20 protein-coding genes are annotated in these 26003 nt (G+C 72.7%); 13 read left to right on the top strand and 7 right to left on the bottom strand.

The window, feature by feature from the left end; genetic code table 11:
* Positions 1–166 precede the first annotated feature (166 nt).
* Together ABZZ38_RS19480 and pepN are read left to right on the top strand one after the other, a co-directional pair.
* Positions 167–1195 (top strand): aspartate-semialdehyde dehydrogenase, encoded by a 1029-nt coding sequence (locus ABZZ38_RS19480; protein ID WP_356741283.1) that lies wholly within the window; start codon positions 167–169, stop codon positions 1193–1195.
* A gap of 142 nt (positions 1196–1337) precedes the next feature.
* The gene (pepN, locus tag ABZZ38_RS19475; protein ID WP_356741279.1) at positions 1338–3899 is read left to right on the top strand and encodes an aminopeptidase N; all 2562 of its coding nucleotides are present in this window, start codon (positions 1338–1340) and stop codon (positions 3897–3899) included.
* Positions 3900–4026: 127 nt separating this feature from the next.
* On the opposite strand, the gene alc is transcribed toward pepN, so the two are convergent.
* Both alc and ABZZ38_RS19465 read right to left on the bottom strand, forming a co-directional pair.
* On the bottom strand, positions 4027–5160 hold the full coding sequence (gene alc / locus ABZZ38_RS19470; RefSeq protein WP_356741277.1) for an allantoicase: 1134 nt from the start codon (positions 5158–5160) through the stop codon (positions 4027–4029).
* Positions 5161–5314: 154 nt separating this feature from the next.
* A complete protein-coding gene (locus tag ABZZ38_RS19465) occupies positions 5315–6217 on the bottom strand; it encodes a LysR substrate-binding domain-containing protein (protein ID WP_356741275.1) in 903 nt (300 codons plus the stop codon).
* A gap of 214 nt (positions 6218–6431) precedes the next feature.
* Between ABZZ38_RS19465 and ABZZ38_RS19460 the strand changes: the two genes are divergently transcribed.
* Positions 6432–6974, top strand: coding sequence for a peptidase inhibitor family I36 protein (locus ABZZ38_RS19460; protein WP_356741273.1), 543 nt, complete (start codon positions 6432–6434; stop codon positions 6972–6974).
* A 110-nt stretch (positions 6975–7084) separates the two neighbouring features.
* On the opposite strand, the gene ABZZ38_RS19455 is transcribed toward ABZZ38_RS19460, so the two are convergent.
* The 4 genes from ABZZ38_RS19455 to ABZZ38_RS19440 all read right to left on the bottom strand — a co-directional run bounded on the left by ABZZ38_RS19455 (position 7085) and on the right by ABZZ38_RS19440 (position 10800).
* Complete coding sequence (locus ABZZ38_RS19455) at positions 7085–7984, bottom strand: DMT family transporter (RefSeq protein WP_356741341.1); 900 nt, start codon at positions 7982–7984, stop codon at positions 7085–7087.
* A gap of 246 nt (positions 7985–8230) precedes the next feature.
* Positions 8231–8479 carry a hypothetical protein gene (locus ABZZ38_RS19450; protein WP_356741271.1) on the bottom strand — a complete coding sequence of 83 codons (249 nt, stop codon included), beginning with the start codon at positions 8477–8479 and terminating at the stop codon, positions 8231–8233.
* Positions 8480–8499: 20 nt separating this feature from the next.
* Positions 8500–10590 (bottom strand): 4-alpha-glucanotransferase, encoded by a 2091-nt coding sequence (gene malQ / locus ABZZ38_RS19445; protein ID WP_356741269.1) that lies wholly within the window; start codon positions 10588–10590, stop codon positions 8500–8502.
* Positions 10591–10800 carry a hypothetical protein gene (locus ABZZ38_RS19440; protein WP_356741267.1) on the bottom strand — a complete coding sequence of 70 codons (210 nt, stop codon included), beginning with the start codon at positions 10798–10800 and terminating at the stop codon, positions 10591–10593.
* A gap of 265 nt (positions 10801–11065) precedes the next feature.
* Here ABZZ38_RS19440 and ABZZ38_RS19435 point away from each other — a divergent pair, with 265 nt between their 5' ends.
* A complete protein-coding gene (locus ABZZ38_RS19435; RefSeq protein ID WP_356741265.1) occupies positions 11066–13984 on the top strand; it encodes a beta-N-acetylglucosaminidase domain-containing protein in 2919 nt (972 codons plus the stop codon).
* 111 nt (positions 13985–14095) lie between these two features.
* Here the strand turns inward: ABZZ38_RS19435 and ABZZ38_RS19430 are convergent, their stop codons facing one another.
* Positions 14096–14632, bottom strand: coding sequence for an HNH endonuclease (locus ABZZ38_RS19430; protein WP_356741263.1), 537 nt, complete (start codon positions 14630–14632; stop codon positions 14096–14098).
* A gap of 235 nt (positions 14633–14867) precedes the next feature.
* Between ABZZ38_RS19430 and ABZZ38_RS19425 the strand changes: the two genes are divergently transcribed.
* The 9 genes from ABZZ38_RS19425 (at position 14868) to ABZZ38_RS19385 (ending at position 25988) form a co-directional block, all read left to right on the top strand.
* The gene (locus ABZZ38_RS19425; protein WP_356741261.1) at positions 14868–15935 is read left to right on the top strand and encodes a mechanosensitive ion channel family protein; all 1068 of its coding nucleotides are present in this window, start codon (positions 14868–14870) and stop codon (positions 15933–15935) included.
* A gap of 249 nt (positions 15936–16184) precedes the next feature.
* Positions 16185–17399, top strand: a complete 1215-nt coding sequence (locus tag ABZZ38_RS19420) for an ROK family transcriptional regulator (protein WP_356741259.1) — start codon at positions 16185–16187, stop codon at positions 17397–17399.
* Between the two features lie 105 nt (positions 17400–17504).
* The gene (locus ABZZ38_RS19415) at positions 17505–18839 is read left to right on the top strand and encodes an ABC transporter substrate-binding protein (RefSeq protein ID WP_356741257.1); all 1335 of its coding nucleotides are present in this window, start codon (positions 17505–17507) and stop codon (positions 18837–18839) included.
* A 128-nt stretch (positions 18840–18967) separates the two neighbouring features.
* Positions 18968–19849 (top strand): sugar ABC transporter permease, encoded by an 882-nt coding sequence (locus tag ABZZ38_RS19410; protein WP_356741336.1) that lies wholly within the window; start codon positions 18968–18970, stop codon positions 19847–19849.
* 5 nt (positions 19850–19854) lie between these two features.
* Positions 19855–20739, top strand: coding sequence for a carbohydrate ABC transporter permease (locus tag ABZZ38_RS19405; protein WP_356741255.1), 885 nt, complete (start codon positions 19855–19857; stop codon positions 20737–20739).
* A gap of 9 nt (positions 20740–20748) precedes the next feature.
* Positions 20749–22020, top strand: coding sequence for a 6-phospho-beta-glucosidase (locus ABZZ38_RS19400; RefSeq protein ID WP_356741252.1), 1272 nt, complete (start codon positions 20749–20751; stop codon positions 22018–22020).
* An 83-nt stretch (positions 22021–22103) separates the two neighbouring features.
* Complete coding sequence (locus ABZZ38_RS19395) at positions 22104–23072, top strand: BadF/BadG/BcrA/BcrD ATPase family protein (protein ID WP_356741333.1); 969 nt, start codon at positions 22104–22106, stop codon at positions 23070–23072.
* A 568-nt stretch (positions 23073–23640) separates the two neighbouring features.
* Positions 23641–24882: a hypothetical protein gene (locus tag ABZZ38_RS19390; protein ID WP_356741329.1), complete on the top strand. Its 1242-nt coding sequence runs from the start codon at positions 23641–23643 to the stop codon at positions 24880–24882.
* Positions 24883–25001: 119 nt separating this feature from the next.
* Positions 25002–25988: a glutamate ABC transporter substrate-binding protein gene (locus tag ABZZ38_RS19385; protein ID WP_356741326.1), complete on the top strand. Its 987-nt coding sequence runs from the start codon at positions 25002–25004 to the stop codon at positions 25986–25988.
* Positions 25989–26003 lie beyond the last annotated feature (15 nt).

Genomic DNA, 26003 nt, shown 5'->3' with positions numbered 1-26003 from the left:
GGGCGGGCGTCCCCCGGGCGCCCGTCCTTCGGCTTCCCGTCGTGCCCCTGGTCACGTTTCCCCGGTGCCCCTTCTCACGTCGCGGACAATGAATTGGACAAGGCGGGCCGGAACACACGCATCATGGGTCCGCACCAGGCCCGCAAGTACATACGGAGGAGTCCCCGTGAAGGTAGGAATCGTCGGAGCCACCGGTCAGGTCGGCACGGTCATGCGCAAGATCCTTGCCGAGCGGAACTTCCCGGTCGACGAGCTGCGGCTGTTCGCCTCCGCCCGTTCCGCGGGCTCCACCATCGAGTGGCAGGGACGGCGGATCACCGTCGAGGACGCCTCCACCGCCGACTACACCGGGCTGGACATCGTCCTCTTCTCCGCCGGTGGCGCCACCTCCAAGGCGCTCGCCGAGAAGGTCGCCTCCCAGGGTGCCGTGGTGATCGACAACTCCTCCGCCTGGCGCCGCGACCCCGAGGTGCCGCTGGTCGTCTCCGAGGTGAACCCGCACGCGGTCAAGGACCGCCCGAAGGGCATCATCGCCAACCCGAACTGCACCACGATGGCCGCCATGCCGGTCCTCAAGCCGCTGCACCAGGAGGCGGTCCTGACCGCCCTGGTCGCCACCACCTACCAGGCCGTCTCCGGCTCCGGCCTCGCGGGCGTCGCCGAGCTGGACGGCCAGGTCAAGGCCGTCGCCGAGCAGGCCGCCAAGCTCACCCACGACGGCAAGGCCGTCACGTACCCGGAGCCCGGCGTCTACAAGCGCCCCATCGCCTTCAACGTGCTGCCGCTGGCCGGCTCCATCGTCGACGACGGCTCCTTCGAGACGGACGAGGAGCAGAAGCTCCGCAACGAGTCCCGCAAGATCCTGGAGATCCCCGACCTCAAGGTCTCCGGCACGTGCGTCCGCGTCCCGGTCTTCTCCGGCCACTCCCTCCAGGTCAACGCCCGCTTCGAGCGTCCCATCAGCGTCGAGCGCGCCTATGAGCTGCTGAAGGACGCGGAGGGCGTCGAGCTCTCCGAGATCCCCACCCCGCTCCAGGCCGCCGGCAAGGACGCCTCCTACGTGGGCCGCATCCGGGTGGACGAGACCGTCGAGAACGGCCTCGCCTTCTTCCTCTCCAGCGACAACCTCCGCAAGGGCGCGGCGCTGAACGCCGTGCAGATCGCGGAGCTGGTCGCCGCCGAGCTGGGCGGCTGACACCACCACCGGCGCGTACGTGCGCGAAGGGGCGGCCACCAGGCGGTGGCCGCCCCTTCCCCACTCCGCCGTGGGCGAACGCGCCCGGAAGCCTCCGCGTGGAAGGATGACCGCAAACGTCACACAACGAGGAGATGACCGGGTGCCTGGCACGAACCTGACCCGTGAAGAGGCGCAGCAGCGGGCGAAGCTGCTGACCGTGGACGCGTACGAGATCGACCTCGATCTCAGCGGCGCCCAGGAGGGCGGCACCTACCGGTCCGCGACCACCGTGCGCTTCGACTCCGCCGAGGAAGGTGCGGAGACGTTCATCGACCTGGTGGCCCCGGCCGTGCACCAGGTGGTCCTGAACGGCAAGGCGCTGGACGTCGCGGCCGTCTTCCGGGACTCGCGGATCACGCTCAAGCACCTGAAGCAGGGCCGCAACGAGCTGACGGTCGTCGCGGACTGCGCGTACACGAACACCGGTGAGGGCCTGCACAAGTTCGTCGACCCGGTCGACGACCAGGCGTACCTCTACACCCAGTTCGAGGTGCCGGACGCGCGGCGCGTCTTCGCCAGCTTCGAGCAGCCGGACCTGAAGGCCACCTTCCAGTTCACCGTGAAGGCGCCGTCCGGCTGGACCGTCATCTCGAACTCGCCGACGCCCGAGCCCAAGGACGACATCTGGGTCTTCGAGCCGACGCCGCGCATGTCCACCTACGTCACCGCGCTCATCGTCGGCCCGTACCACTCCGTGCACAGCACGTACGAGAAGGACGGGCAAGTCGTGCCGCTGGGCATCTACTGCCGGCCGTCGCTCGCCGAGTACCTGGACGCGGACGCGATCTTCGAGGTGACGCGGCAGGGCTTCGACTGGTTCCAGGAGAAGTTCGACTACGCGTACCCCTTCGCCAAGTACGACCAGCTGTTCGTGCCGGAGTTCAACGCGGGCGCGATGGAGAACGCGGGCGCGGTGACCATCCGCGACCAGTACGTCTTCCGGTCGAAGGTGACGGACGCGGCGTACGAGGTGCGCGCCGAGACCATCCTGCACGAGCTGGCGCACATGTGGTTCGGCGACCTGGTCACCATGGAGTGGTGGAACGACCTGTGGCTGAACGAGTCGTTCGCCACGTACACCTCCATCGCCTGCCAGGCCGCGGCGCCCGGCTCGCGCTGGCCGCACTCCTGGACGACGTTCGCCAACTCGATGAAGACCTGGGCGTACCGGCAGGACCAGCTGCCCTCCACGCACCCGATCATGGCCGAGATCCGCGACCTGGACGACGTCCTCGTCAACTTCGACGGCATCACCTACGCCAAGGGCGCCTCCGTGCTGAAGCAGCTCGTGGCGTACGTCGGCGAGGACGCGTTCTTCCGCGGCGTGCAGGCGTACTTCAAGCGGCACGCGTTCGGCAACACGCGCCTGTCGGACCTGCTGGGCGCGCTGGAGGAGACCTCCGGGCGTGACCTGAGGACCTGGTCGAAGGCGTGGCTGGAGACCGCCGGCATCAACGTCCTGCGCCCTCAGATCGAGGTCGACGGGGACGGGGTCATCACCTCCTTCGCGGTCCGCCAGGAGGCCCCGGCGCTGCCGGCCGGCGCGAAGGGCGAGCCGGTCCTGCGCCCGCACCGGATCGCGATCGGCCTGTACGACCTCCAGGACGGCGCCCTGGTCCGCACCGACCGCGTGGAGCTGGATGTCCGGGCGGACGAGCTGACCACCGTGCAGGCCCTGGCCGGCAAGCGGCGCCCGGCGGTCGTGCTGCTCAACGACGACGACCTGTCGTACGCCAAGGTGCGCCTCGACGAGGAGTCCCTGCGTAACGTCACCCAGCACCTGGGTGACTTCACCGAGTCGCTGCCGCGCGCCCTGTGCTGGGCGTCCGCCTGGGACATGACGCGCGACGGCGAGCTGGCCACCCATGCCTACCTGGACCTGGTGCTGTCCGGCATCGGCAAGGAGTCGGACATCGGTGTGGTGCAGTCGCTGCACCGCCAGGTGAAGCTGGCGCTGGACCTGTACGCGGCGCCGGAGCGGCGCGAGGCGGCGCTGACGCGCTGGACGGAGGCGACGCTGGCTCATCTGCGGACCGCCGAGCCGGGCAGCGACCACCAGCTGGCGTGGGCCAGGGCGTTCGCCGCGACCGCCCGCACCCCGCAGCAGCTGGACCTGCTGACGGCCCTGCTGGAAGGCCGCGAGACCATCGAGGGCCTGACCGTCGACACCGAGCTGCGCTGGGCGTTCGTGGAGCGGCTGGCGGCCACCGGCGTCTACGACGAGGCGGAGATCGCCGCCGAGTACGAGCGGGACAGGACCGCGGCGGGCGAACGGCACGCGGCGACCGCGCGGGCGGCCCGGCCGACCGAGGAGGCCAAGGCCGAGGCGTGGGCGTCGGTCGTCGAGTCCGACAAGCTGCCGAACGCCGTGCAGGAAGCGGTGATCGGCGGTTTCGTCCAGACCGACCAGCGCGAGCTGCTCGCCCCGTACACGGCCGAGTACTTCGCGGCGGTCAAGGACGTGTGGGCATCCCGCTCCCACGAGATGGCCCAGCAGATCGCGGTCGGGCTCTACCCGTCGCTCCAGGTCTCGCAGGCCACGCTGGACGCGACGGACGCGTGGCTGGCGAGCGCCCAGCCGAACGCCGCGCTGCGACGGCTGGTGTCGGAGTCGCGCGCCGGCGTGGAGCGCGCGCTGAAGGCACAGGCGGCCGATGTGTAAGGGCTCGGTGCGGCGCACGGGCTGAACGAAGGGGCGCCCCTCCCCCGTGGGGGCGCCCCTTCGTCCGTCGTGAGGTCCGCCCGGCGGGTGGGCGGTCGGTGCGCTGCCGCCCGCCGGGCGGAAGCGGTCAGCCGGTCGACTCCTCGTACCGCGCCCGGAGGGCGGCGGCGCCCTCCTCGGTGAGCGAGCCGTGCAGGCGCATGCGGGCGACGCCGCCGTCCGGGAAGGCGTCGAGGCGGACATGGGTGGCGACGGCCGCGGCCGGCAGCGCGAAGCGGTGCGGCGTGTCGGGCTCCAGCCTCGTCCGGGGGATGATCTCGAACCACTCGCCGGTGTCGCCGTCACGCCCCTGGAGGGCGATCCAGCCGGCGGAGTTGCCCTTCAGGTACGCGGTGTCGATCTCGACGGCCCGGATGGCGCCCCGGGCGGCGAGGCGGAAGCGCACCCAGTCGTTGGTGCCGCGGACGCGGCGGCGGCGGTTCTCCCAGCCGTCGTCCATCTTGCGGGAGGTGCCGGGCAGGATGATCTGGGTCGGTGAGGAGTAGAACCGGTCCGACGCGTCCTCGTACACACCGCCGTTGAGTACGGAGACGAGGTCGACGGTGCCGAGCAGTTCCAGCCACGCGGGGTCGGGCACGACCTCGCCGTGGACGCGCAGCCGGGCGATGCCGCCGTCGGGGTGCTGGCACACCCGCACGTGGGTGAAGCGGCGTTGCGCGGTGATCGCGAAGCCGTTGGCGGCGTGGCCGCGTACGGGGCTGGGCGGGACGATCTCCTCCCACCTCACGTCGTCGGCGAGCAGCCGCCCGGGGCTCGGGGAGCCCTCCACCGCCGTGGCCTGGAGGGAGACGCGCTGCGGGTAGTTGCCGCGGAAGTGGGCGGTGTCGACGACGACGCCACGGATGACGCCGGGGGCGCCGAGGCGGACGATCGCCCAGTCGTGGTCCTCGGGGGCGGGGAAGGGGTGCTCGCCGTCGGCGCCTCGCCGGCGGCGGGTCTCCCAGCCGTCCATGACCTTGCCCTTGTGCCCGAAGTGCTCGGGGTCGAACACGGCCCGCTCGCGCACGAGGAGGTTCTCCCGTTCGGCGAAGAACTCGTCGTTGGCCGCGACGACTCCGGCGCCGAGCCGGCGGTCGGCCAGGTCGACGAGGCCGGTGAAGGGGAAGTCACCGGCGCGGTAGTCGGCGTACGGGTCGCCGCCTCCGTAGGGCGCGGCGTCGTTGGCGTGGGGGTCCTGGTCCTGGCTGGCGTCGAAGGTCATGCGGTCACTGTGGACCCGCCGTAATGGTCAGGTCCATCGAAACTTCCTTCACTGACCTTGTAGGCAGGATGAACAGTTCAGGCCTCCTGTCGCACCCGGCGGTGCGGCCCGCGCGCCCCGGACCGAGGGGTCACCGTCCACGGCGACCGCCCAATCAGCGCAGCGCCGCCACGTCGCGCAGGGCGGCCAGGACTCGGGCGACGGCGGGCGCGGTCTCCGAGCCTCGGCGCACCGCGGCGACGACGTGGCGGCGCGGCCGGTCCGCCTCCAGGACACGCGTCACCACGCCGCTCGCCCGCTCGGCCGCGGCCATGCGGGGCACCAGGGCGATCCCCATCCCGGCCTCGACCATCGCCAGGATCGCCGTCCACCCGGCCGCCGAGTGGGCCTGCTCGGGGACGAACCCGGCCGCCTCGCACGCCGACGTGGTGATCTCCGACCACGGGCCGCTGCCGCCGAAGATCCACCGTTCCCCCGACAGGTCGGCCAGCCGCAGCCCCGGCGCCCCCGCCAGCGCGTGGCCCGCCGGCAGGGCGACGTCCAGGGGGTCGGCGAGCAGCGGCACCCGGGTGAACCTCGGATCGCGGGCGGTCGGCGCGTGCGCGGCCAGCGACAGCGCCAGGTCCACCGCGCCGGCGGACAGCAGCTCGTACGCCTCGGCCGCCTCCGCCTCCCGCACCCGCACCTCCAGGCCCGGGTGGCCGGTGCGCAGCCGGAGCACCGCCGGGACGATCAGCGCCGGTACGGCGGTGGAGAAGGCACCCACCCGCACCTCGCCGACCTCGCCCCGGACGTACCCGGTCAGCTCCGCGTCCGCCCGCTCCAGTTGCGCGAACACCACCTCGGCGTGGCGCAGCACCAGGTGGGCGGCGTCCGTGAGCCGCACCCGCCGCCCATGCGCCTCCAGCAGCCGTACGCCCAGCTGCCGGGACAGGTTGGACAGTTGCTGCGAGACCGCCGAGGGGGTCATCAGCAGCGCCTCGGCCGTCGCCGTCACCGTGCCGCGGTCGCGCAGGGTGCGCAGGATCCGGAGCTTCTTGATGTCCCACTCGGTCATGCCACGCAACCTATCCGCTGCACGGCCGCACACCCCGCCGCTCCCAACACAAGGACTTTTCAGGCCAGTCGACGGATCACGGGGCCATTGGCGTCTACAGGACATCCAGGGCGGTATCGGTTGCCCGGCGCTCCCGCCGCCTTGGAGACTCGGGACCAGGCCCGCCGCAGAAGCGAGGGCATTCATCCCGCACGATCCATAGGGGGAACACCGCATGACACTGCGCAAGCCGACCGCGGCGCTGTTCGCGGTCCTGGCACTCATCGCCGCGACGACGCTCGGACTGACCGCCCCGGCGACCGCCGCGCCCGTCCCCGGCCACCACGACTTCGCCGCCCAGGCGGCACAGGCGGGCCTGGACGACGACGAGGCGGAGGACCTGCGGAAGCAGGTCGACGACCACCTCGCCCGCCACGGTGGCGAGCAGACCGCCCTCAACCGCATCGAGCTCGCCGGCACCGGCGAGATCGTCCTCCCGATCCCCGGCGCGCGCGATGCCCGCGCCGACTGCCCGTCGCAGAACTTCTGCATGTTCACCGGCCCGAACTTCTCCGGCGCGCAGTTCAACCTCTACCGGTGCGGGACGTACGACCTCGAGAACTGGACCGGCAACGGCTCCTGGATCAACAACCAGACGCCGGGCACCCGCGCCAGGTTCCTGGACAGCAACCGCAACACGATCTACACCACCCCGGGCGCGTACTCGGCGAGCTCCAGCTACAACTGGAGCCCCGTCTGGCACGTCGTCCCCTGCTGACGCCCCCGCGCCACTGACTCCCCTCCCGCCTCTCCCTCTCCCCGCCCCCGGGCATGTGAGGGCCTCGCCCGCCGGCTGACCACCGGTGGGCGAGGCCCTCGCCTCGCCGCTCACCTGCTCCTGGCCGTCCCCAGGACCACGCCCCCCAGGATCAGCGCCATGCACACCACGTGGAGCATCCCCATCGCCTCGTCGATCAGCAGCCACGACAGCAGCGCCACGCAGACCGGCTGGAGGTAGTACACGACCCCCGCCCGCGCCGCGCCGATCAGCGCGACGGCCTTGTTCCAGGCGAAGAAGGCGAGCGCGGAGGAGAAGACCCCGACGTACACCAGCGGCCCGACCGTGCCCGCCGACGCCTCGAAGCCGCCCTGCACGGCGACGCTGAGGCCGAAGGCGGGCAACAGCATCACCGCGCCCAGCACGAAGGTGGTGAGGAGGAACGCCGGCCCGCCGAGCTCCGCCGGACGCCGCCTGAGCAGCGCGCTGTACGAGGCGAAGGCGAGGGCCGCGGCGACCATCCACAGCCCGCCCGGCGCGAAGTCGAGCGGCCCTCTTCCGACCAGCAGGACCACTCCGGCGCACGCGATCAGCATGCCGGTCACCCGTCGCGCACCCAGCCGGGCGCCGCCGAGCCGCTCGTACACCGCCATCAGGACCGGGGACGCGGCCATGACCATGCCCATGGCGCCGGCGGAGGTGGTGAGGCCGGCCTGGTTGACCAGGGTGTTGTAGAGGGTGACGCCCAGGAGCGAGGCGAGCGTCACGTAACCGAGGTGACGCCGGATCACGTGCCGTTCGCGCCACGCCGCGCGAGCGGCGAAGGGGGCGACGGCGAGGATCGCGACGACCCACCGCCAGAACGCGGCCTGGACGGGCGGGACGGAGTCGTGCAGGGCGCGGGAGGTGACGAAGCTGCCCGACCACACGACCGTGGCGACGGCCGCCAGGAGGATGCCGAGTCCGGACGCCCGTCCCACCCTCCTCGCCGTGGCGATCGTCGCGGTCATGGTCTCGCCGGTACGGATCCGGTCCTGGACTGCCACGGTCATCCCTTTCGCCCCTGCTGACGCCTCCGCGCTTCCGGGACCTACCGTCGCACCGCCGCAACAGTCACGTCCATCGAAAGTTTTCGATCCTTCCTTTCAGCTGAACTGAACATTCGAGAGGCTGAACGCGGCGAACCGGGAACGCACAAGGGCGCCGCACGGCGGGTTCCGCCGTACAGCGCCCTGTTCGGAGCGAAGGGGCCGTCCTCAGACCTTCTTGTGGGACGTGTTGGACTTGCCGGACTTGTCCAGCAGCATCACGAGCCCGGCGATCACCACGAACAGCAGGATCGGGGCGGCCACGTACAGGCCGAGCGTGTCGATCACGCTCAGGCCGGGGCCCGGGTCGTCGCCGTCGTCGCGGATGAGCGCGAGCGCGGGAGACGACATGAGCAGCATCATCAGCGTCGTACCGGCCGCGACGGCGCCGGCGCGCAGGGCGTTCTTCTTGTCCACGGTGCAAACGTAGCGAACGCCTAAAGGCGCCGCGCGTCCGGGGGTCCCATACGAGGGTCCGTACGCGCGCCGAGCTCGCCGAGCAGGGCCCGCACCCGGGGTGAGGCGGCCAGCTCCTCCAGGGTCACGGCCCGCCCCTCCGCGTCCGCGATCGGCAGCCGCCAGTTCGGGTACTGGTCCCAGGTGCCCGGCAGGTTCTGCGGACGGCGGTCGCCCACCGCGTCCGGCAGCCACACGCCGACCATCCGGGCGGGCGTGCGCCGCAGGAAGCGGTAGAACGCGCGGATCTCGGCCTCCTCGTCACGCGGCGCCCCCTCCGGGAGCAGCCCGAGCCCGGTGAGGTACGCCAGCCACTCGCCGGCCTCCGCGGCGTCCTCGGCGCGCTCCTCCTCCAGCGGCCGGGTCAGCAGGCCCAGCCGGTGGCGCAGCTCGACGTGCTCGCCGGTGAGCCGGGCGGCCGTGGACGGCAGGTCGTGCGTCGTGGCGGTGGCCACACAGTCCGCTCGCCAGGTCTCCGGGGGGAGCGGACGCCGGGTGCCCTCCCAGTCCCGCTCGAACCACAGCACGGACGTGCCGAGGACGCCGCGCCGGTGCAGGGCCTCCCGTACGCCGGGTTCGACCGTTCCGAGGTCCTCCCCGATCACGACGGCGCCGGCGCGGTGGGCCTCCAGGGCGAGGACGGCGAGCATGGCGTCGGCGTCGTACCGCACGTACGTGCCCTCGGTGGGCTCCAGCCCCTCGGGCACCCACCAGAGCCGGAAAAGCCCCATCACGTGGTCGATGCGCAGGGCGCCCGCGTGTCGCAGCAACCCGCGCAGCAGGTCCCGGTAGGGCGCGTAGCCGGACGCGGCCAGCGCGTCGGGCCGCCAGGGCGGCAGGCCCCAGTCCTGGCCGCGGGCGTTGAACGCGTCGGGCGGGGCGCCCACCGACATGCCGGCGGCCAGCGCGCCGGCCTGCGCCCACGCGTCGGCGCCGTCCGGGTGGACGCCGACCGCGAGGTCGTGGACGATCCCGGTGTCCATGCCCGCCTCCCGGGCGGCCCGCGCGGCGGCGGCGAGCTGTTCGTCGGTGAGCCAGGCCAGCCAGCAGTGGAAGTCCACGCGGTCCGCGAGCTCGTCGCGCACGCGCGCGGTGGCGGCCGACCTCGCGTCGCGCAGCGCCTCGGGCCACTGGGCGCGGTCGGAGCCGTACCGCTCGGCGAGGGCGCACCAGGTGGCGTGATCCTCCAGCGCGCGCCCCCCGGCCTCGCGGAAGCCCCTCAGGGCGGCCTGCCGGCCGGGCCCGAGCGGCACGCCGCGCACCAGTTCCAGGGCGCGCCGCTTGAGCACCCACACCGCGTCCCGGTCGATCAGCTCGCCCTTGCGGAGCACCCCTTCGCGCAGCTCCGCGGCCCGTCCCTCGATCGCGTCGAGCTCGGCCCGGTCCTCGCCGCGCACGTACGCGTACTCGGGGACGTCCTCGACGCGCAGGTGCACGGGGTCCGGGAAGCGCCGGGAGGAGGGGCGGTACGGGGACGGGTCGGTGGGCGTGCCGGGCACGGCCGCGTGCAGCGGGTTGACCTGGACGAACCCGGCCCCCTGGGACCGCCCCGCCCACTCGGCCAGCTCCTTCAGGTCCCCGAGGTCCCCCATGCCCCAGGACCGGGTGGACAGCAGCGAGTACAGCTGGACGAGGATGCCGTACCCGCGTGCGGAAGGCTGCGGCACGCGCGCGGGGGCGACGACGAGCGTGCTGTGCGCCGTGCGCCCGTCGGGGGCCCGGGCCTCCAGCCGGTGCACCCCGAGCGGCACACCGTCCCAGTCGGCGGCGGTCTCCGCGCCGTCCTCCGTGGTGATCCGCAGCGCGGTGCCCGGCGGAAGCTCCGCGAGCGCGTGCGGGAGCCGGGGCGGGTCGTCGCGCCACAGGACCAGCGTCGGCGGGAGGAGCCGCCGGGCGGCCGCCTCCTCGGTGGCAGCCAGCGAGGCGCGGATGGCCTCCGGCGTGCCGGCGTCGACGTCCAGGGCGGCGAGAACCTCGACCACCGTGGCGTCGGGGACCGGGACGGTGACGCCCGCGGACGGGGAGTAGGCGGTCGCGACACCGTGCAGCGCGGCGAGCCGGGCAAGGGTCATTCAGGCTCCTGGGGACTCCGGTCCGCCGGCCGTGCCGTGCGCGGTCGGCTCGCTGGTGAGCGGGGTGAAGTCGGTGAGTGCGGGTTCACTGGTCAGCGGGGCCGCGTCGGCGAGCGGAGGCTCGCTGGTGAGCGGGGACCCGAGCGCCGGGGCGGGGCCCGGGACCCGTTTGGAGAGGACGGACATCAGAAGCTGGGTGGATGCGGCCACGGTGGCCTCCCTGTGCGGTGGATGCGGTGGATGCGGTGACGGTCGTCGGACACAGCAGCTCTACCCAATGGACGCCGCCGCATCCGTACAACGTGGCGTCCGTCACATGGCGTTTCCGTGGCCGGAGTTGAACCGGTCCTCCTACCCCGGTAGGCAAATACGACACATCGGCCACGCGCATTGACACCTTCCGCGAGGGGGTGGTGGGCTCGCAATCCACCGGCAAAGCTACTCGCAGCACAACGAAAGACGAGGGGAGACGCGCGTGCAGTTCGGGCGCAGTAAGCGAACCGCGACCGCCGTCGCGGTCGCGGTGATCGGCGGCCTGCTGGGCGGCGCCCCGGGCGCGCTGGCCGCCCCCGGCACTCCCGGCTCTCCCGCCGCCACCGTCCCGGAGCGGGACACCGGCGAACCGCCATCCGTCTGGCCGCGCCCGCAGTCCCTTCGCCCCGCCGGCACGGCGATACCGCTCGGCGACGAGGTGACCCTCGTCGCGGGCGCCGGCTCCGATCCGTACGCCGTGACCGCCCTTGAAGGCGTCCTGCGGGACGCGGGCGTGCGCACGGTCCACCGGGGGGCCGGCGGACGAGGGCCGGTCGTGCTGATGGGCGGCAGCGGCGCGCGGAGCGCGCTGAGCGCCCTGCGCGTGCCCGAGCGCGGCGATCTGCCCTCCGGCGGCTACCGCATCGCCACCGGCCGGTACGAGAACCGGGACACCGTCGCCGTCGACGGCATCGGTGCGGACGGCCTCTTCCACGCCGTCCAGACGCTGCGCCAGCTCATCACCGATGAGCGCGCCCTGCCCGGCGTGGTCGTGCGCGACTGGCCCGGAACCGCCGTGCGCGGCATGGCGGAAGGTTTCTACGGCCGCCCCTGGAGCCACCGGCAGCGCCTCTCGCAGCTCGACTTCATGGGCCGCACCAAGCAGAACCGGTACCTCTACGCCGCCGGTGACGACCCGTACCGCCAGACCCAGTGGCGCGACCCCTACCCGGCCGCGCAGCGCGCCGAGTTCCGCGAGCTGGCCGAGCGGGCGCGGCGCAACCATGTGACGCTCGCCTGGGCCGTGGCGCCCGCGCAGTCGATGTGCCTGGCGTCCGACGACGACGTCAGGGCGCTCAAGCGCAAGGTCGACGCGATGTACGCGCTCGGGGTGCGGGCCTTCCAGCTGCAGTTCCAGGACGCCGGCTACGACGAGTGGCACTGCTCCAAGGACGCGGACACCTTCGGCGCCGGGCCCGAGTCGGCGGCCAGGGCCCACGCGCGCGTGGCGAGCGAAGTGGCGCGGCACCTGGCCGACCGCCACCCGGACGCCGAGCCGCTGTCGCTGATGCCCACCGAGTACTACCAGGACGGTGCCACCGCCTACCGCACGGCGCTCGCCCGGGAGCTGGACGCGCGCGTGCAGGTGGCGTGGACGGGCGTCGGGGTCGTGCCGCGTACGATCACCGGCGGCGAACTGGCCGACGCGCGCGACGCGTTCAAGCAGCACCCGCTGGTCACCATGGACAACTACCCGGTCAACGACTACGCGCAGGACCGTATCTTCCTCGGCCCCTACACGGGCCGCGAACCGGCCGTCGCCGCCGGGTCGGCCGTGCTGCTCGCCAACGCCATGGAGCAGGCCGCCGCGTCCCGTATCCCCGTCTTCACCGCGGCGGACTTCGCCTGGAACCCGAAGGGCTACCGCCCCCAGGAGTCGTGGCGGGCCGCGATCGACGACCTGGCCGGCGGTGACGCGCGGACCCGTGAGGCGCTGGGGGCGCTGGCGGGCAACGACGCCTCGTCGATCCTGAGCCCCGACGAGTCGGCATACCTGCGCCCGCTGATGGCCGGGTTCTGGCGCACCCGCGCGACGGCGGACGCGGCGCCGCGTGACAAGGCGGCCGGGGAGCTGCGGGCGGCGTTCACCGTGATGCGCGAGGCCCCGCAGCGGCTCGCCGGCGCGGCGGAGGGGCGGCTCGACGACGAGGTACGGCCGTGGCTGGAGCAGCTGGCGCGGTACGGCCGGGCCGGTGAGGCGGCCGTCGACATGCTGCAGGCGCAGGCGCGGGGCGACGGCCCGGCGGCGTGGCGGGCCTCGCTGGAGCTGGAGCCGCTCCGTACGGAGCTGGCCGGGAGCCCGGTGAAGGTGGGCCACGGGGTGCTGGACCCGTTCGTGGAGCGGGCGGTCAAGGAAGCGGCGGCGTGGACGGGCGCGTCGCGTGCGACCGGCGAGGTGTCCCGGACCACCGACGCGTACACCGTGCGCCTGGACCGGCCCAGGCCCCTCGACGCGATCACCGCGATGACGGCGCCCGGGGCGGCGAGCGGCAGCGTCGAGGCGCACGTACCGAACGAGGGCTGGCGGCGGCTCGGCCCCCTGTCCCCGACCGGCTGGACGCAGACGGCCGCCCGGGGCCTGCGCGCGGACGCCGTCCGCGTCACCTGGACGGGCGCCCGGCCGGAGGTCCGGTCCCTCGTCCCGTGGTTCGCGGACGAGTCGCCGGCCCGTCTGGACCTGAGGCGCGGCGAGACGGACGTGGTGATCGGCGGCGCCCCGCAGCGGGTCGACGCGGTCCTGTCCGCGCAGCGCCCCGGCGCGGTGCACGGCGCGCTCACCGTGCGGGCCCCGAAGGCCATCCGGGTCACCGTCCCGGAGCGCGTCACCGTCCCGCGCGGCGCGGCGGCCACCGTCCCGGTCTCGATCACCGTCCCGAAGGGCACCCCGGCGGGCGACTACCCGGTGACGGTCTCCTTCGCGGGCGAGGAGCGCGCCCTCACGGTGCGCGCCTACCCGGCGACGGGCGGCCCGGACCTGGCCCGTACGGCGACGGCGTCCTCGTCCGGCGACGAGACCGCCGACTTCCCGGCGCCGGCCGCGATCGACGGGGACCCGAGAACCCGCTGGTCGTCCCCGGCGGAGGACGGCGCCTGGTGGCAGGCGGAACTGCCCGCGCCGGCCCGGGTCGGCCAGGTCGTCCTGCACTGGCAGGACGCGTACGCGAGGAGGTACCGCGTCCAGGTGTCGGCCGACGGCCGCACCTGGCGCACGGCGGCGACCGTCAGGGACGGGAAGGGCGGCCGTGAGGCGATCCGCATGGACGCCCCCGGCACCCGCTTCCTCCGCGTCCAGGGCGACGAGCGGGCGACCGAGTACGGCATCTCACTCTTCACGGTGGAGGCCTACGCGGTCACCGGGTAGACCGGGTCCCGTGGCCCCGGGGAGCCGTGGCCCCGGGGTCCCGCCGTCCCCGCCTCCCGTGGCGCCCGCGTCCCGTGGCCCCGGGTGTGCGAAGGCCCGGGTCAACAGGCATCAGGCGGAAATGCCGTCGATCCGGGCCAGGGCGTCGTCCGCGCCGTACGGCTGCAGGTAGGGCAGCCAGCGCGGATCCCTATGGCCGGTCCCGATGATGCGCCAGGCCAGGCCGGTGGGCGGGGCGGGCTGCTGGTGGAGCCGCCAGCCGAGCTCGCGCAGGTGCCGGTCGGCCTTGACGTGGTTGCAGCGCCGGCAGGCCGCCACCACGTTCTCCCACGCGTGCTTCCCGCCGCGGCTGCGCGGAACGACGTGGTCGACGCTGGTTGCGACGCCCCCGCAGTACATGCAGCGCCCTCCGTCGCGGGCGAAGAGCGCTTTGCGGGTCAGAGGAACGGGCCCCCGGTAGGGGACCCGGACGAACCGCTTCAGGCGGACGACGCTGGGCGCCGCGATGGCACGGGTCGCGCTGTGCATGAAGGCGCCGGACTCCTCGAGGCATATGGCCTTGTTCTCGAGGACGAGGACGAGCGCGCGGCGGAGCGGTACGACGCCGAGGGGCTCGTACGACGCGTTGAGGACCAGGACGTGCGGCACGGATGCCTCCTTGTACGCCGGCGGCGCGTGGCTCGCGCCGGGACGATCTGCTCTCAGTCTCTCCTCATGCCAGGTCGAAGCGCCACCACGTACCGGTAACGGGCCCGGAGTGTTTTCGACCACACCCTGGTCATCCCCAGGTGAGACGTACCTCTCCCCCGAACATGGCAACGAACCCCCCTCTGTGTCCCGTTAGATTGTTTTGTCTGCTCTTTACGCCTGGAGGTACCCCGCCGTGCACTGGTCCGCCGTTCTGGCTGCCGACCCCACCCCCGCGCCGGTGTCGCTCGACGAGGCTGCGAAGCAGGCCAACGAGGCCGCGGGCTGGGTCGAGGAGAATTGGTCCACCTGGCTGAGCACAGGACTGCGCATTCTGCTGATCCTGGTGGTCGCCTTCGTCCTGCGGATGCTGATCCGCCGGGCGCTGACGAAACTGATAGAGCGCATGAACCGCAGCGCTCAGGCGGTGGAGGGCACCGCCCTGGGCGGCCTGCTGGTCAACGCCGAGCGCCGCCGCCAGCGCTCCGAGGCCATCGGCTCGGTGCTGCGCTCGGTGGCGTCCTTCCTGATCCTCGGCACCGCCGGCCTGATGATCCTGGGCGCCTTCCAGATCGACCTGGCGCCGCTGCTCGCCTCGGCGGGTGTGGCGGGCGTCGCGATCGGCTTCGGCGCGCGCAACCTGGTCACGGACTTCCTGTCCGGCGTCTTCATGATCCTGGAGGACCAGTACGGCGTCGGCGACTCCGTCGACGCGGGCGTGGCGTCCGGCGAGGTGATCGAGGTCGGCCTGCGCGTGACGAAGCTGCGCGGCGACAACGGTGAGATCTGGTACGTCCGCAACGGCGAGATCAAGCGCATCGGCAACCTGAGCCAGGGCTGGTCGACGGCCATGATCGACGTGACGGTCCGCCCGAGCGAGGACCTCGACCACATCCGCTCGGTGATCACCACCGCGGCGGAGGCCATGGCCAAGGAAGAGCCCTGGAACGAGCGCCTGTGGGGCCCGGTCGAGGTGCTGGGCCTCGACGAGGTGCTGCTCGACTCGATGACGATCCGCCTCTCGGCCAAGACGATGCCGGGCAAGTCCCTGGGCGTCGAGCGCGAACTGCGCTGGCGCGTGAAGCGGGCCTTCGACGCGGAGGGCATCCGCATCGTGGGCGGCATCCCGGCCCAGCAGGAGGAGCCGGCGACCGACCCGACGGCCGCGATGGCCCCGCCGTCGGCCTTCGCCTCGACGACCTCCCCGCAGTCGGTGGCGGCGACGCCGCTGAACCCGGGGCCGTCCACGAACCTGACGAAGTAATACGCGCACCCATGAAGAGGGCGTTCCCGCCGTGATGGCGGGGGCGCCCTCTTCGCTCGTCACGACGGCTACCGCTCCACACACGCAGTGAGGCGCCCGGGTAACGCTTCGGTCGCCGCCCACTCAAGACCTGTGAAGCTCTTGACGCGCCCCCGACATGCGGCTTACGTTCGGCGCGGCTCGGACAGGAAAGTTTCCTAACAGTGTGGTGGGAGGCGTCGGGCCTCCGAAGGGCAGGTGCATCCCGTCGTGGCCGGAACAACCGGAAACACCCCCGGAACGCCGCGTGTGCTGCGGGCCATGAACGACCGGGCCGCGCTCGATCTGCTGCTGGAGCACGGGCCGCTGTCCCGGACCCGGATCGGGAAGCTGACCGGGCTGTCGAAACCCACCGCCTCGCAGTTGCTCGCGCGGCTGGAGGCGGCCGGGCTGGTCGTGGCCACCGGGACGAGCGAGGGGCGGCCCGGGCCGAACGCGCAGTTGTACGCCGTCAACGCGCGCGCCGCGTACGCCGCCGGCATGGACGTCACCCCCGAGCGCGTCCGCGCCGCCGTCGCGGATGTGAGCGGCGCGGTCGTCGGGGAGTTCGAGCTGACCACCCCGAAGAGGCCGGCCGGGGATGTCGTACGGCAGGTGGGCGAGGCGCTCGACGGAGCCGTCAAGGCCGCCGGGGTGACGCGCGCGGACGTGCACCGGCTGGTGATCGGGACGCCCGGCGCCTTCGATCCGTCCACCGGCCGGCTGCGGTACGCGTCGCACCTGCCCGGCTGGCACTCCCCCACGCTGCTGGACGACTTGGCGGCCGCCTTGCCCATGCCGGTCGAGTACGAGAACGACGTCAACCTCGTCGCGGTCGCCGAGCAGCGGCTCGGGGCGGCGCGCGGGCACGAGGACTTCGTGCTGCTGTGGAACGAGGGAGGCCTGGGCGCCGCGCTCGTGCTGGGCGGGCGGCTGCACCGCGGGTTCACCGGTGGCGCCGGCGAGGTCGGGTTCCTGCCGGTGCCGGGGGCGCCGCTCGTGCGGCAGGTCGGCAAGGCGAACGGCGGCGGCTTCCAGGAGTTGGCCGGCGGGCAGGTGCTGCCCCGGCTGGCCCGCGAGTACGGCATCGACGACATTCCGCGCGGGGAGTGGGCGCAGGTGGCCGCCCAGCTCGTGGCCAGGGCGGCCGGCGCCGACTCGGGGCCGTACCGGCGGCTCCTGGACACCTTCGCGACCGGGCTCGCCACCGGGCTCGCCTCGCTGGTCGCCGTCCTCGACCCCGAGCTCGTGGTCCTGTCCGGCGCCGTGATCGTCGCCGGCGGCGAACCGCTGCGGGAGCGCGTACAGGCCGAGCTCGGCGAACTGGCCGCCTCCCGGCCGCGGCTCGTCCTCGGCGGCGTACAGCGACACCCCGTCCTGCGGGGCGCGCTGGAGAGCGCGCTGGCCGCCACCCGGGACGAAGTCTTCGACACCTCCGCCCGTTGAACAGCCTCCGAAGAGCCCGAACCGCCCCGCGACAGCCCCGGACAGCCCTAGCCCCAGCCCCAGTCCCAGCCCCAGCCTCAGCCCCAGCCCCAGGGAGGCACCGCCATGTCCGCACGACGACGTCGCACCGCCGCCGTCACGCTCACCGCCCTCACCCTGCTCGCCGCCTGTGCCTGTACGGGCTCCGCCGAATCCGGCGCGGCCGACGACCCGAAAGCGAGGACCACGCTCACCTTCTGGCACGGCTGGTCCGCGCCGAACGAGGTCAAGGCCGTCAACGAGAACGTCAAGCGGTTCGAGGCGTCCCATCCGAACATCACGGTGAAGGTCGTCCCCAACATCACCGACGACAAGATCCAGCAGGCTCTGCGGGCCGGTGGGTCCAACGCTCCCGACGTGGTGTCGTCGTTCACCACCGACAACGTGGGGAAGTTCTGCTCCTCCGGGGCCTTCGCCGACCTGAAGCCGTTCATCGAGAAGTCGAAGCTCGACCTGGAGAAGACGTTCGCCAAGCCGCGCCTCGACTACACCCGGTTCGAGGGCAGGCGCTGCGCGCTGCCGCTGCTCGGTGACGCGTACGGGCTGTACTACAACAAGGACGCCTTCAAGGAGGCCGGGATCACCGCGCCGCCCCGGACGTGGAGCGAGTTCGACCGGGCCGCCCTGAAACTGACGAAGACCAAGGGCGACACGTACGAACAGCTCGGCTTCATGCCGAACTTCCACGGCTACGAATCCACCCCCGGGCACCTCGTCGCCCAGTGGAGCCCGACCTACTTCGACGAGGACGGGAAGTCGGCCGTCGCCACGGACCCCGCCTTCGCCGCCATGTTCACCTGGCAGAAGAACCTGATCGGCAAGCTGGGCGGCTTCACGAAGCTGGAGAAGTACCGCAACACCTTCGGCGACGAGTGGGGCGCCAAACACCCCTTCCACACCGGTCAGGTCGCCATGCAGCTCGACGGCGAATGGCGGCTGGGCATGACCACCGACGCCAAGGTGCCCTTCGAGGTCGGTGTCGCGCCGCTGCCCGTCCCCGAGGACCAGGTGGCCGACTACGGCAAGGGGTACCTGTCCGGCACCATCGTCGGCATCGCCTCCACCAGCCGCAAGCAGAACGCCGCCTGGGAGCTGGTGAAGTACATGACCACCGACACGGACGCCGTCGTGGACTTCGCCAACGAGCTGCGCAACGTGCCCTCCACGCACGACGCGCTCGCCTCGCCCGACCTGAAGCTGGACCCGCGCTTCAGGACGTTCCTGGACATTGCCCGCCACCCCCGGTCCAACACCACCCCCGCGTCCGTCAACGGCGGCACCTACCAGGTGACGCTGCAGGAGTTCGGCTACCGGTACGAGGCGGGGCGGGAGAAGGACCTGAGGGCCGGTCTGGAGCGGACGGCGCAGCAGATCGACACGGACATCGAGAAGGCGAAGTGACCACCCGCGAGTCCGCGGCGCCCCGTACGTCCGCGACCCCGCACGCGCCCGCGCGTACGCCGCGGTCGAAGCGCACGCCCACGCCGCGGTCGAAGCGCACGCGTGGCGCGCTGCGCACGGCGGCCTTCATGTCGCCCTGGCTGGTCGGCTTCAGCGCCTTCTTCGCGTACCCGCTGATCTCGACGGTGTACTTCTCCTTCATGAAGTACGACGGTTTCGCCGCGCCCGTCTTCAACGGGCTGGAGAACTGGACGTACGTCCTGTCGGACTACCCGGCGTTCTGGCCGTCGATGGGGAACACCCTGTGGCTGGTGGTCGTCATGGTCACCTGCCGCGTCGTCTTCGGTCTCGGTGTCGGCCTGCTCATCACGAGGATCAGGACGGGCGCCGGAGTCTTCCGCACGCTGTTCCACCTGCCGTACCTGGCCCCGCCGGTCGCCGCCACGCTCGGCTTCGTCTTCCTCCTCAACCCCGGCACCGGCCCGGTCAACGCCCTCCTCACCGATCTGGGCCTGCCCGCCCCCGGCTGGTTCAACGACCCCGCGTGGTCCAAGCCGGCGCTGACCATGCTCGCGGTGTGGGGGGTCGGCGACCTGATGGTGATCTTCATGGCCGCGCTCCTCGACGTGCCGAAGGAGCAGTACGAGGCGGCGGAGCTGGACGGGGCGTCCGCCCTCCTGCGCTTCCGCTACGTCACCCTGCCGAACATCTCCCCGATCGTGATGTTCGCCGTGGTCACCGGGGTCATCCAGACGATGCAGTACTACACCCAGCCTCTGGTGGCCGGAAAGGTCGCCTCCGGCATCATCGGCAACAGTGGCCAGCAGTTCGAGCCGGGCTACCCGGAGAAGTCGACGCTGACCCTGCCGCAACTCGTCCACAACCTGGGCTTCCAGCGCTTCGACTACGGATCGGCCTCTGTCGTCGCCCTCGTGCTGTTCGCTCTCGCCATGGCTTGCACGGCGCTGCTGATGCGGCGGCGCGGCGGTCTCCTGCGGGCAGGGGGCTGACCGCCGTGACGTACGCACTCGACAGGCCCGTGCGCGACGTGACGCCGGCCGCGCGCACCGCCCGCCGCAAGGCGCTGCTGCACTGGATCGGTGTCCACGCGCTGGGTGTGGCGGCGGCGCTGTTCTTCGTGCTGCCGTTCGTCTTCCTCTTCCTGACCTCGCTGATGAGCGACCAGCAGGCCCTCACCCGCGATCTCACCCCCAACACCTGGGAGTGGGGCAATTACGCACGGGTCCTGGAGACGCCCGGCTTTGTGACGTGGTGGAAGAACACCCTGCTGTACGCCGGGCTCGGCACCGTGCTCACGGTCCTGTCGTCGATCCCCGTCGCGTACGCGCTCGCCACATTCCGCTTCCGGGGGCAGCGGCTCGCCCTGATGCTGGTGATCTCGATGATGATGCTGCCGCCGCAGGTGGTCATCATCCCGATGTACCTGTTCTGGGCGAAGCAGATGGATCTGTCGGGCACGCTGTGGCCACTGATCATCCCGATGGCGTTCGGGGACGCGTTCTCCATCTTCCTGCTGCGGCAGTTCCTGCTGACCATCCCGAACGAGTACCTGGACGCGGCGAGGGTCGACGGCTGCGGCGAGCTGCGCACCCTCCTGCGGGTGGTGCTGCCGATGGCGAAGCCGGGCATCGCGGCGGTCGCGTTGTTCCAGTTCTTCTACGCGTGGAACGACTACTTCGGGCCGCAGATCTACGCCTCCGAGAACCCGGCCGCCTGGACCCTCTCCTACGGCCTGGAGTCCTTCAAGGGGGCGCACCACACCGACTGGAATCTGACCATGGCCGCGACCGTCCTGGTCATGGCCCCGGTGATCCTCGTCTTCTTCTTCGCCCAGAAGGCATTCGTCGAGGGCGTCACACTGACCGGAGTGAAGGGTTAGGTACGGGTGATGAAACTCGCTGTCGTGGGGGGCGGGTCCACGTACACGCCCGAACTGATCGACGGGTTCGCGCGGTTGCGCGACACCCTCCCGGTCGGTGAGCTGGTCCTCGTCGACCCGGCCGCCGACCGGCTGGAGCTGGTCGGCGGGCTCGCCCGGCGGATCTTCGCGAAGCAGGGGCACCCGGGCACCCTCACGACCACCACCGACGTGGAGGCGGGTGTCGACGGCGCCGACGCCGTCCTGCTCCAGTTGCGCGTCGGCGGGCAGGCGGCGCGCGAGCGGGACGAGACCTGGCCGCTGGAGTGCGGCTGTGTCGGGCAGGAGACGACCGGCGCCGGCGGGCTGGCGAAGGCGCTGCGCACGGTGCCGGTGGTGCTCGACATCGCCGAGCGCGTACGGCGGTCGAACCCGGACGCGTGGATCATCGACTTCACCAACCCGGTCGGGATCGTGACGCGGGCGCTGCTCCAGGCCGGGCACAAGGCGGTCGGGCTGTGCAACGTGGCGATCGGCTTCCAGCGGAAGTTCGCGGCGCTGCTCGACGTCGCGCCGGACGCGGTGCACCTGGATCACGTCGGGCTGAACCATCTGACCTGGGAGCGGGGTGTACGGCTCGGGGGGCCGGACGGCGAGGACGTGCTGCCCGAGCTGCTCGCCGAGCACGGGGACGCCATCGCGGACGACCTGCGGCTGCCCCGTGCCGTGCTGGACCGGCTCGGCGTGGTGCCCTCCTATTACCTGCGGTACTTCTACGCGCACGACGAGGTGGTGCGGGAGCTGTCCGCCAAGCCGTCGCGGGCGGCGGAAGTCGCGGCGATGGAGCGCGAGTTGCTGACGATGTACGGCGACCCGGCGCTGGACGAGAAGCCGGCGCTGCTGGCCGGGCGGGGCGGGGCCTTCTACTCGGAGGCGGCGGTGGGCCTGGCGGCGGCGCTGCTGGGCGGTGCCGGTGCCGGTCCCCGGGTGCAGGTGGTCAACACGTACAACAGGGGGACGCTGCCGTTCCTGCCGGATGACGCGGTGATCGAGGTGCAGGCGGCGGTGGACGGCACGGGGGCCGTGCCGCTGGCGGTGCCGGAGCTCGACCCGCTGTACGCGGGGCTGGTCGCGAGCGTGACGGCGTACGAGGACCTGGCGCTGGAGGCCGCGCTGCGCGGTGGCCGCGACCGGGTGTTCAAGGCGCTGCTCGCGCATCCGCTGGTGGGGCAGTACGCGCTCGCCGAGGGCCTGACGGACCGGCTCCTCGCGCACAACAGGGAGCACCTGGCGTGGGCGTGAAGCGGGCACGGCCCACCGGCCCCTTCGAGCCCGTTCCGCCAGGCGTCCCCGGGGGCACCGTGCCGCCCGGTGTCCCCGCGGCTGTGCCCGCCGTCCTGGCGATCGACGCGGGCAACAGCAAGACGGACGTCGCCGTGATCGGCGCGGACGGGACAGTGCTCGGCGCGGCGCGCGGTGGAGGTTTCCAGCCGCCGGTGGTCGGTGTCGAGGCCGCGGTCGACGTCCTGGCGGAGGCGGTGGCCGCCGCGACCGCGGCCGCCGGGCTCACCGATCCGCCGTACGTCACCCACGTGTCGGCCTGCCTGGCCAACGCCGACCTGCCGGTGGAGGAGCGGGAGCTGGCCGACGCGGTGCGGGCGCGCGGCTGGGGAGCGTCGGTGGAGGTGCGCAACGACACGTTCGCGGTGCTGCGGGCCGGGGTCGACGAGCCCAGGGGCGTGGCGGTGGTGTGCGGCGCGGGCATCAACTGCGTGGGGATGCTGCCGGACGGCCGCACGGCGCGGTTCCCGGCGATCGGCAGGATCTCCGGCGACTGGGGCGGCGGGAGCGGGCTCGCCGAGGAGGCGCTGTGGTACGCGGCGCGGGCGGAGGACGGGCGCGGTGCGCCGACGGAGCTGGCGCGCGCGCTGCCCGGGCACTTCGGTCTGGACTCGATGTACGCGCTCATCGAGGCGCTGCACCGGGGGCGGGTGCCGTTCGAGCGGCGGCACGAGCTGACACCGGTGCTGTTCGCGACGAGCGCGGGCGGTGACCCGGTCGCCCGCTCGCTGGTGGAGCGGCTGGCGACGGAGGTCGTCGCGATGGCGTCGGTCGCGCTGGAGCGGCTGGACCTGCTGGACGAGGAGGTTCCGGTGCTGCTGGGCGGCGGTGTACTGGCGGCCGGGCACCCGCAGCTGAACCCGCGGATCGCCGAACTGCTGGCGACCAGGGCGCCGAAGGCGGTCGTGGGAGTGGTGAGCCGGCCGCCGGTGCTGGGGGCGGCGCTGCTGGGCCTTGACCACGTGGGCGCGCCGGCGCGGTCGCGCACATGGTTGCGGGCGCAGTACGACTGATCGCGGCGGCTGTGGAAAACCGGGCGCGTCGCTCATCTCCCCTTGCCAGGATGGGGGCGTGGGCGACGCAGCGCTTCCGGCTCACCGCGGACGTGTGTACGGGGTGGGGCGGAACCGATTCCGGTCGGGTCGCGTATTCACAGGGGGATCGAAAGGTGGTGCGAGTGGGGCGCGCCATGAGCGTTCGGCACGATAGGCACAAGATCGAGTCAAGCCTGGTGTGAATGTCGGGCCCTGCGGCCATACTGCGGGCAGCGACCGAGGGGGAGGTCACGTGACATACACGCCGAATGTGCCGAACGGGCCGGGCTCACCGCCACCACCGGTGGGCTCGCCGTCCCGGGCCGGTTCGCCGTTTCCCGCCGGGTCGTCTCCCGCCGGGACCACCCCGGGCGGGGTGTCGCCCGCAGCGCCGCCGTCCCACACCGGGCCGTCCTACGCCGGGCCGACCCCCGGGGGGCCGCCCTCGGCGGTCGCGTCGGCAGTCGCCCCGGTGCCGGCCGCGCGTGGGGCGTGGGCCGAGGGACGGGCGCGGTTGCGTGCCGCGGCGACGACCGAGCCGGGGCGGATGCAGATCATCGGAGCCGTACTGGCGCTGCTGGTCCTGGCGTTCGGGGCGGTCACCGCCTTCGAGGTCGCCGACCGGGCGGCTGCGGCGGACGACGTGGTGAGCCGCAGCCAGCCGCTGAGCGCCGACGCCGCCGACATCTACCGCTCGCTCGCCGACGCCGACACGGCGGCCGCCAGCGGTTTCCTCGCCGGTGCGCAGGAGCCCACCGATGTGCGCGAGCGGTACGAGGACGACATCACGACCGCGTCGCGGCTGCTCGTCAAGGCCGCGGCCAACACGGACGGCTCGTCCCGGTCGGCGCGTGAGATCGCGGCCCTCAATGAGTGGTTGCCCCGCTACACGGGCCTGATCGAGCGCGCCCGGGCCGCGAACCGGCAGGGTCTGCCGCTCGGCGGCGCGTATCTGCGGTACGCCAACCAGCAGATGACCACGCAGCTGCTGCCCGCCGCCGAGCGGCTGTACGCGGAGGAGACGGCGCGACTCGTTCAGGACGACCGGGACGCCCGCGCGTGGCCGTTCCTCTCCCTCGCGGTCGGGCTGGTGGTCGTCGCCGCGCTCGTCCGGGCGCAGCGGCGTACGTTCCTGCGGACCAACCGCGTGTTCAACCATGGCCTGCTCGCGGCGACGGCCGCGTCGGTGGTGATGCTGCTGTGGCTGGCGGCCGGGCACACGGTGGCGCGCACCCAACTGGCGGACGCCACCCGTTACGGCCAGGATTCGCTCAAGGTGCTGAACGAAGCGCGGATCAACTCCCTGAAGGCCCGTGCCAACGAGAACCTGACCCTGGTCGCACGGGGCGCCGTGCTGACCGACGACGGCACGAAGGACAAGTACGAGACCGAGTACGGCGCGGGCATGGGCAAGGTGGGCGCGGCGCTCGACCGGGCCGCCCGGCTCGCCGACGACGGAGCGGGCCGCGGGCCGGTCCGGGACGCCGTGCAGCGGGTCGGCGAGTGGCGGAAGCGGCACGGGGTGGCCCGTAGTACGGACGACGCGGGTGACTACGAAGGCGCGCTGGCCAAGGTGATCGGTGACAAGGAGTCCACCGGCCGCTCCTTCGACGAGGTGGACGCGGCGCTGAAGAAGGCCCTGGACCATGAGCAGGGCGAGTTCACCCGCGCCGCCGAGGACGGGCGCGACGCGCTGACGGGCCTCCCGGTGGGAGCGGCGGCGCTGGCCGTCCTGGGGGCGGTGGGGGCCATCATGGGCATCAATCGCAGGCTGTCGGAGTACCGGTGAGGGGAGGCACGATGAAGCACCTCGACGACGGAGCGGGCCTCGACGACGGAGCGGGCCCCGCCCGTGGAGCGGCCGGTACGGCACGCGTGCCGGGGTGGGCCCGCCGCGCGGCCCGCCGTATGGCCCGGCGGACGCGCGGGTGGGGCGGGGTGGCGGCGATGGCCGCCGCGTGCGGGCTGACCGCCGGGCTCACCCTGGTGCCGCTGTCCCAGGGCGGCCTGGGCTCCTCCGCGGTGTCCGGCGCGAGCGGCGCCGTCCCGGCCAAGGCGGACACCTGCGAGTCGCCCGAGGCCTCCCTGCCGCCGTCCGCCGCCGACGGTCCCTCCATCGCCGCGATCAAGGCGCGCGGCAAGCTGGTCGTGGGCGTCGACCAGAACAGCTACCGGTGGGGCTACCGCAACCCGGCCACCGGGACGCTGGAGGGTTTCGACATCGACCTCGCCCGCGCCATCGCCGCCGACATCCTCGGCAGCCCGGAGGCGGTCATCTTCCGGGCCATCCCCACCAACCAGCGGATCGCGGTGCTGGAGAGCGAGAAGGTCGACCTCGTCGTCCGGACGATGACGATCAACTGCAAGCGGATCCAGCAGGTCGCCTTCTCCACCGCCTACTTCCAGGCGGGCCAGCAGGTCCTCGCGCCGAAGAAGTCCCCCGTGACCGGCTACAACCCGACGCTCTCCGGCAAGCGGGTCTGTTCGGCGGAGGGTTCGACGGCGTACGAGGCGCTGGCGCGGAACTCCTTCGGTGCCACGTTCGAGGACGAGGACGACGGCACGAAGGACGACAAGGACGTGTACACCGTGCCCAACCAGCTCGACTGCCTGGTCCGGCTGCAGATGGGCGAGGTGGACGCGATCGTCACGGACAACGCCCTCGCGGCCGGGCAGGCGGCGCAGGACCCGGCCGTCGAGCTGAAGGGCAAGCCGTTCACGACGGAGTACTACGGCGTGGCCGCGAAGCTGGGCAAGGACGACCTGGTGCGCCGCGTCAACCACGTGCTCGTCGAGTACCGCGCCGGCGCGTGGACCCAGGCGTACAACAAGTGGCTGCGGGCCGACCTGCCCGGCATATCCGGGCCGCCGGCACCGAAGTACCGGACCAGCTGAACGACATGGGTACGA

The organism is Streptomyces sp. NPDC006368, assembly GCF_040612535.1.
GTDB lineage: Bacteria > Actinomycetota > Actinomycetes > Streptomycetales > Streptomycetaceae > Streptomyces.
This window is presented reverse-complemented; position numbering and strand designations above follow the sequence as displayed.

Coding starts and splice junctions, on each gene's coding strand:
- alc (WP_356741277.1), bottom strand. CDS start 5,160: ATGACCTTCGACGCCAGCCAGGACCAGGACCCCCACGCCAACGACGCC.
- ABZZ38_RS19465 (WP_356741275.1), bottom strand. CDS start 6,217: ATGACCGAGTGGGACATCAAGAAGCTCCGGATCCTGCGCACCCTGCGC.
- ABZZ38_RS19460 (WP_356741273.1), top strand. CDS start 6,432: ATGACACTGCGCAAGCCGACCGCGGCGCTGTTCGCGGTCCTGGCACTC.
- ABZZ38_RS19455 (WP_356741341.1), bottom strand. CDS start 7,984: ATGACCGCGACGATCGCCACGGCGAGGAGGGTGGGACGGGCGTCCGGA.
- malQ (WP_356741269.1), bottom strand. CDS start 10,590: ATGACCCTTGCCCGGCTCGCCGCGCTGCACGGTGTCGCGACCGCCTAC.
- ABZZ38_RS19415 (WP_356741257.1), top strand. CDS start 17,505: ATGTCCGCACGACGACGTCGCACCGCCGCCGTCACGCTCACCGCCCTC.
- ABZZ38_RS19410 (WP_356741336.1), top strand. CDS start 18,968: ATGTCGCCCTGGCTGGTCGGCTTCAGCGCCTTCTTCGCGTACCCGCTG.
- ABZZ38_RS19400 (WP_356741252.1), top strand. CDS start 20,749: ATGAAACTCGCTGTCGTGGGGGGCGGGTCCACGTACACGCCCGAACTG.
- ABZZ38_RS19390 (WP_356741329.1), top strand. CDS start 23,641: ATGCAGATCATCGGAGCCGTACTGGCGCTGCTGGTCCTGGCGTTCGGG.
- ABZZ38_RS19385 (WP_356741326.1), top strand. CDS start 25,002: ATGGCCCGGCGGACGCGCGGGTGGGGCGGGGTGGCGGCGATGGCCGCC.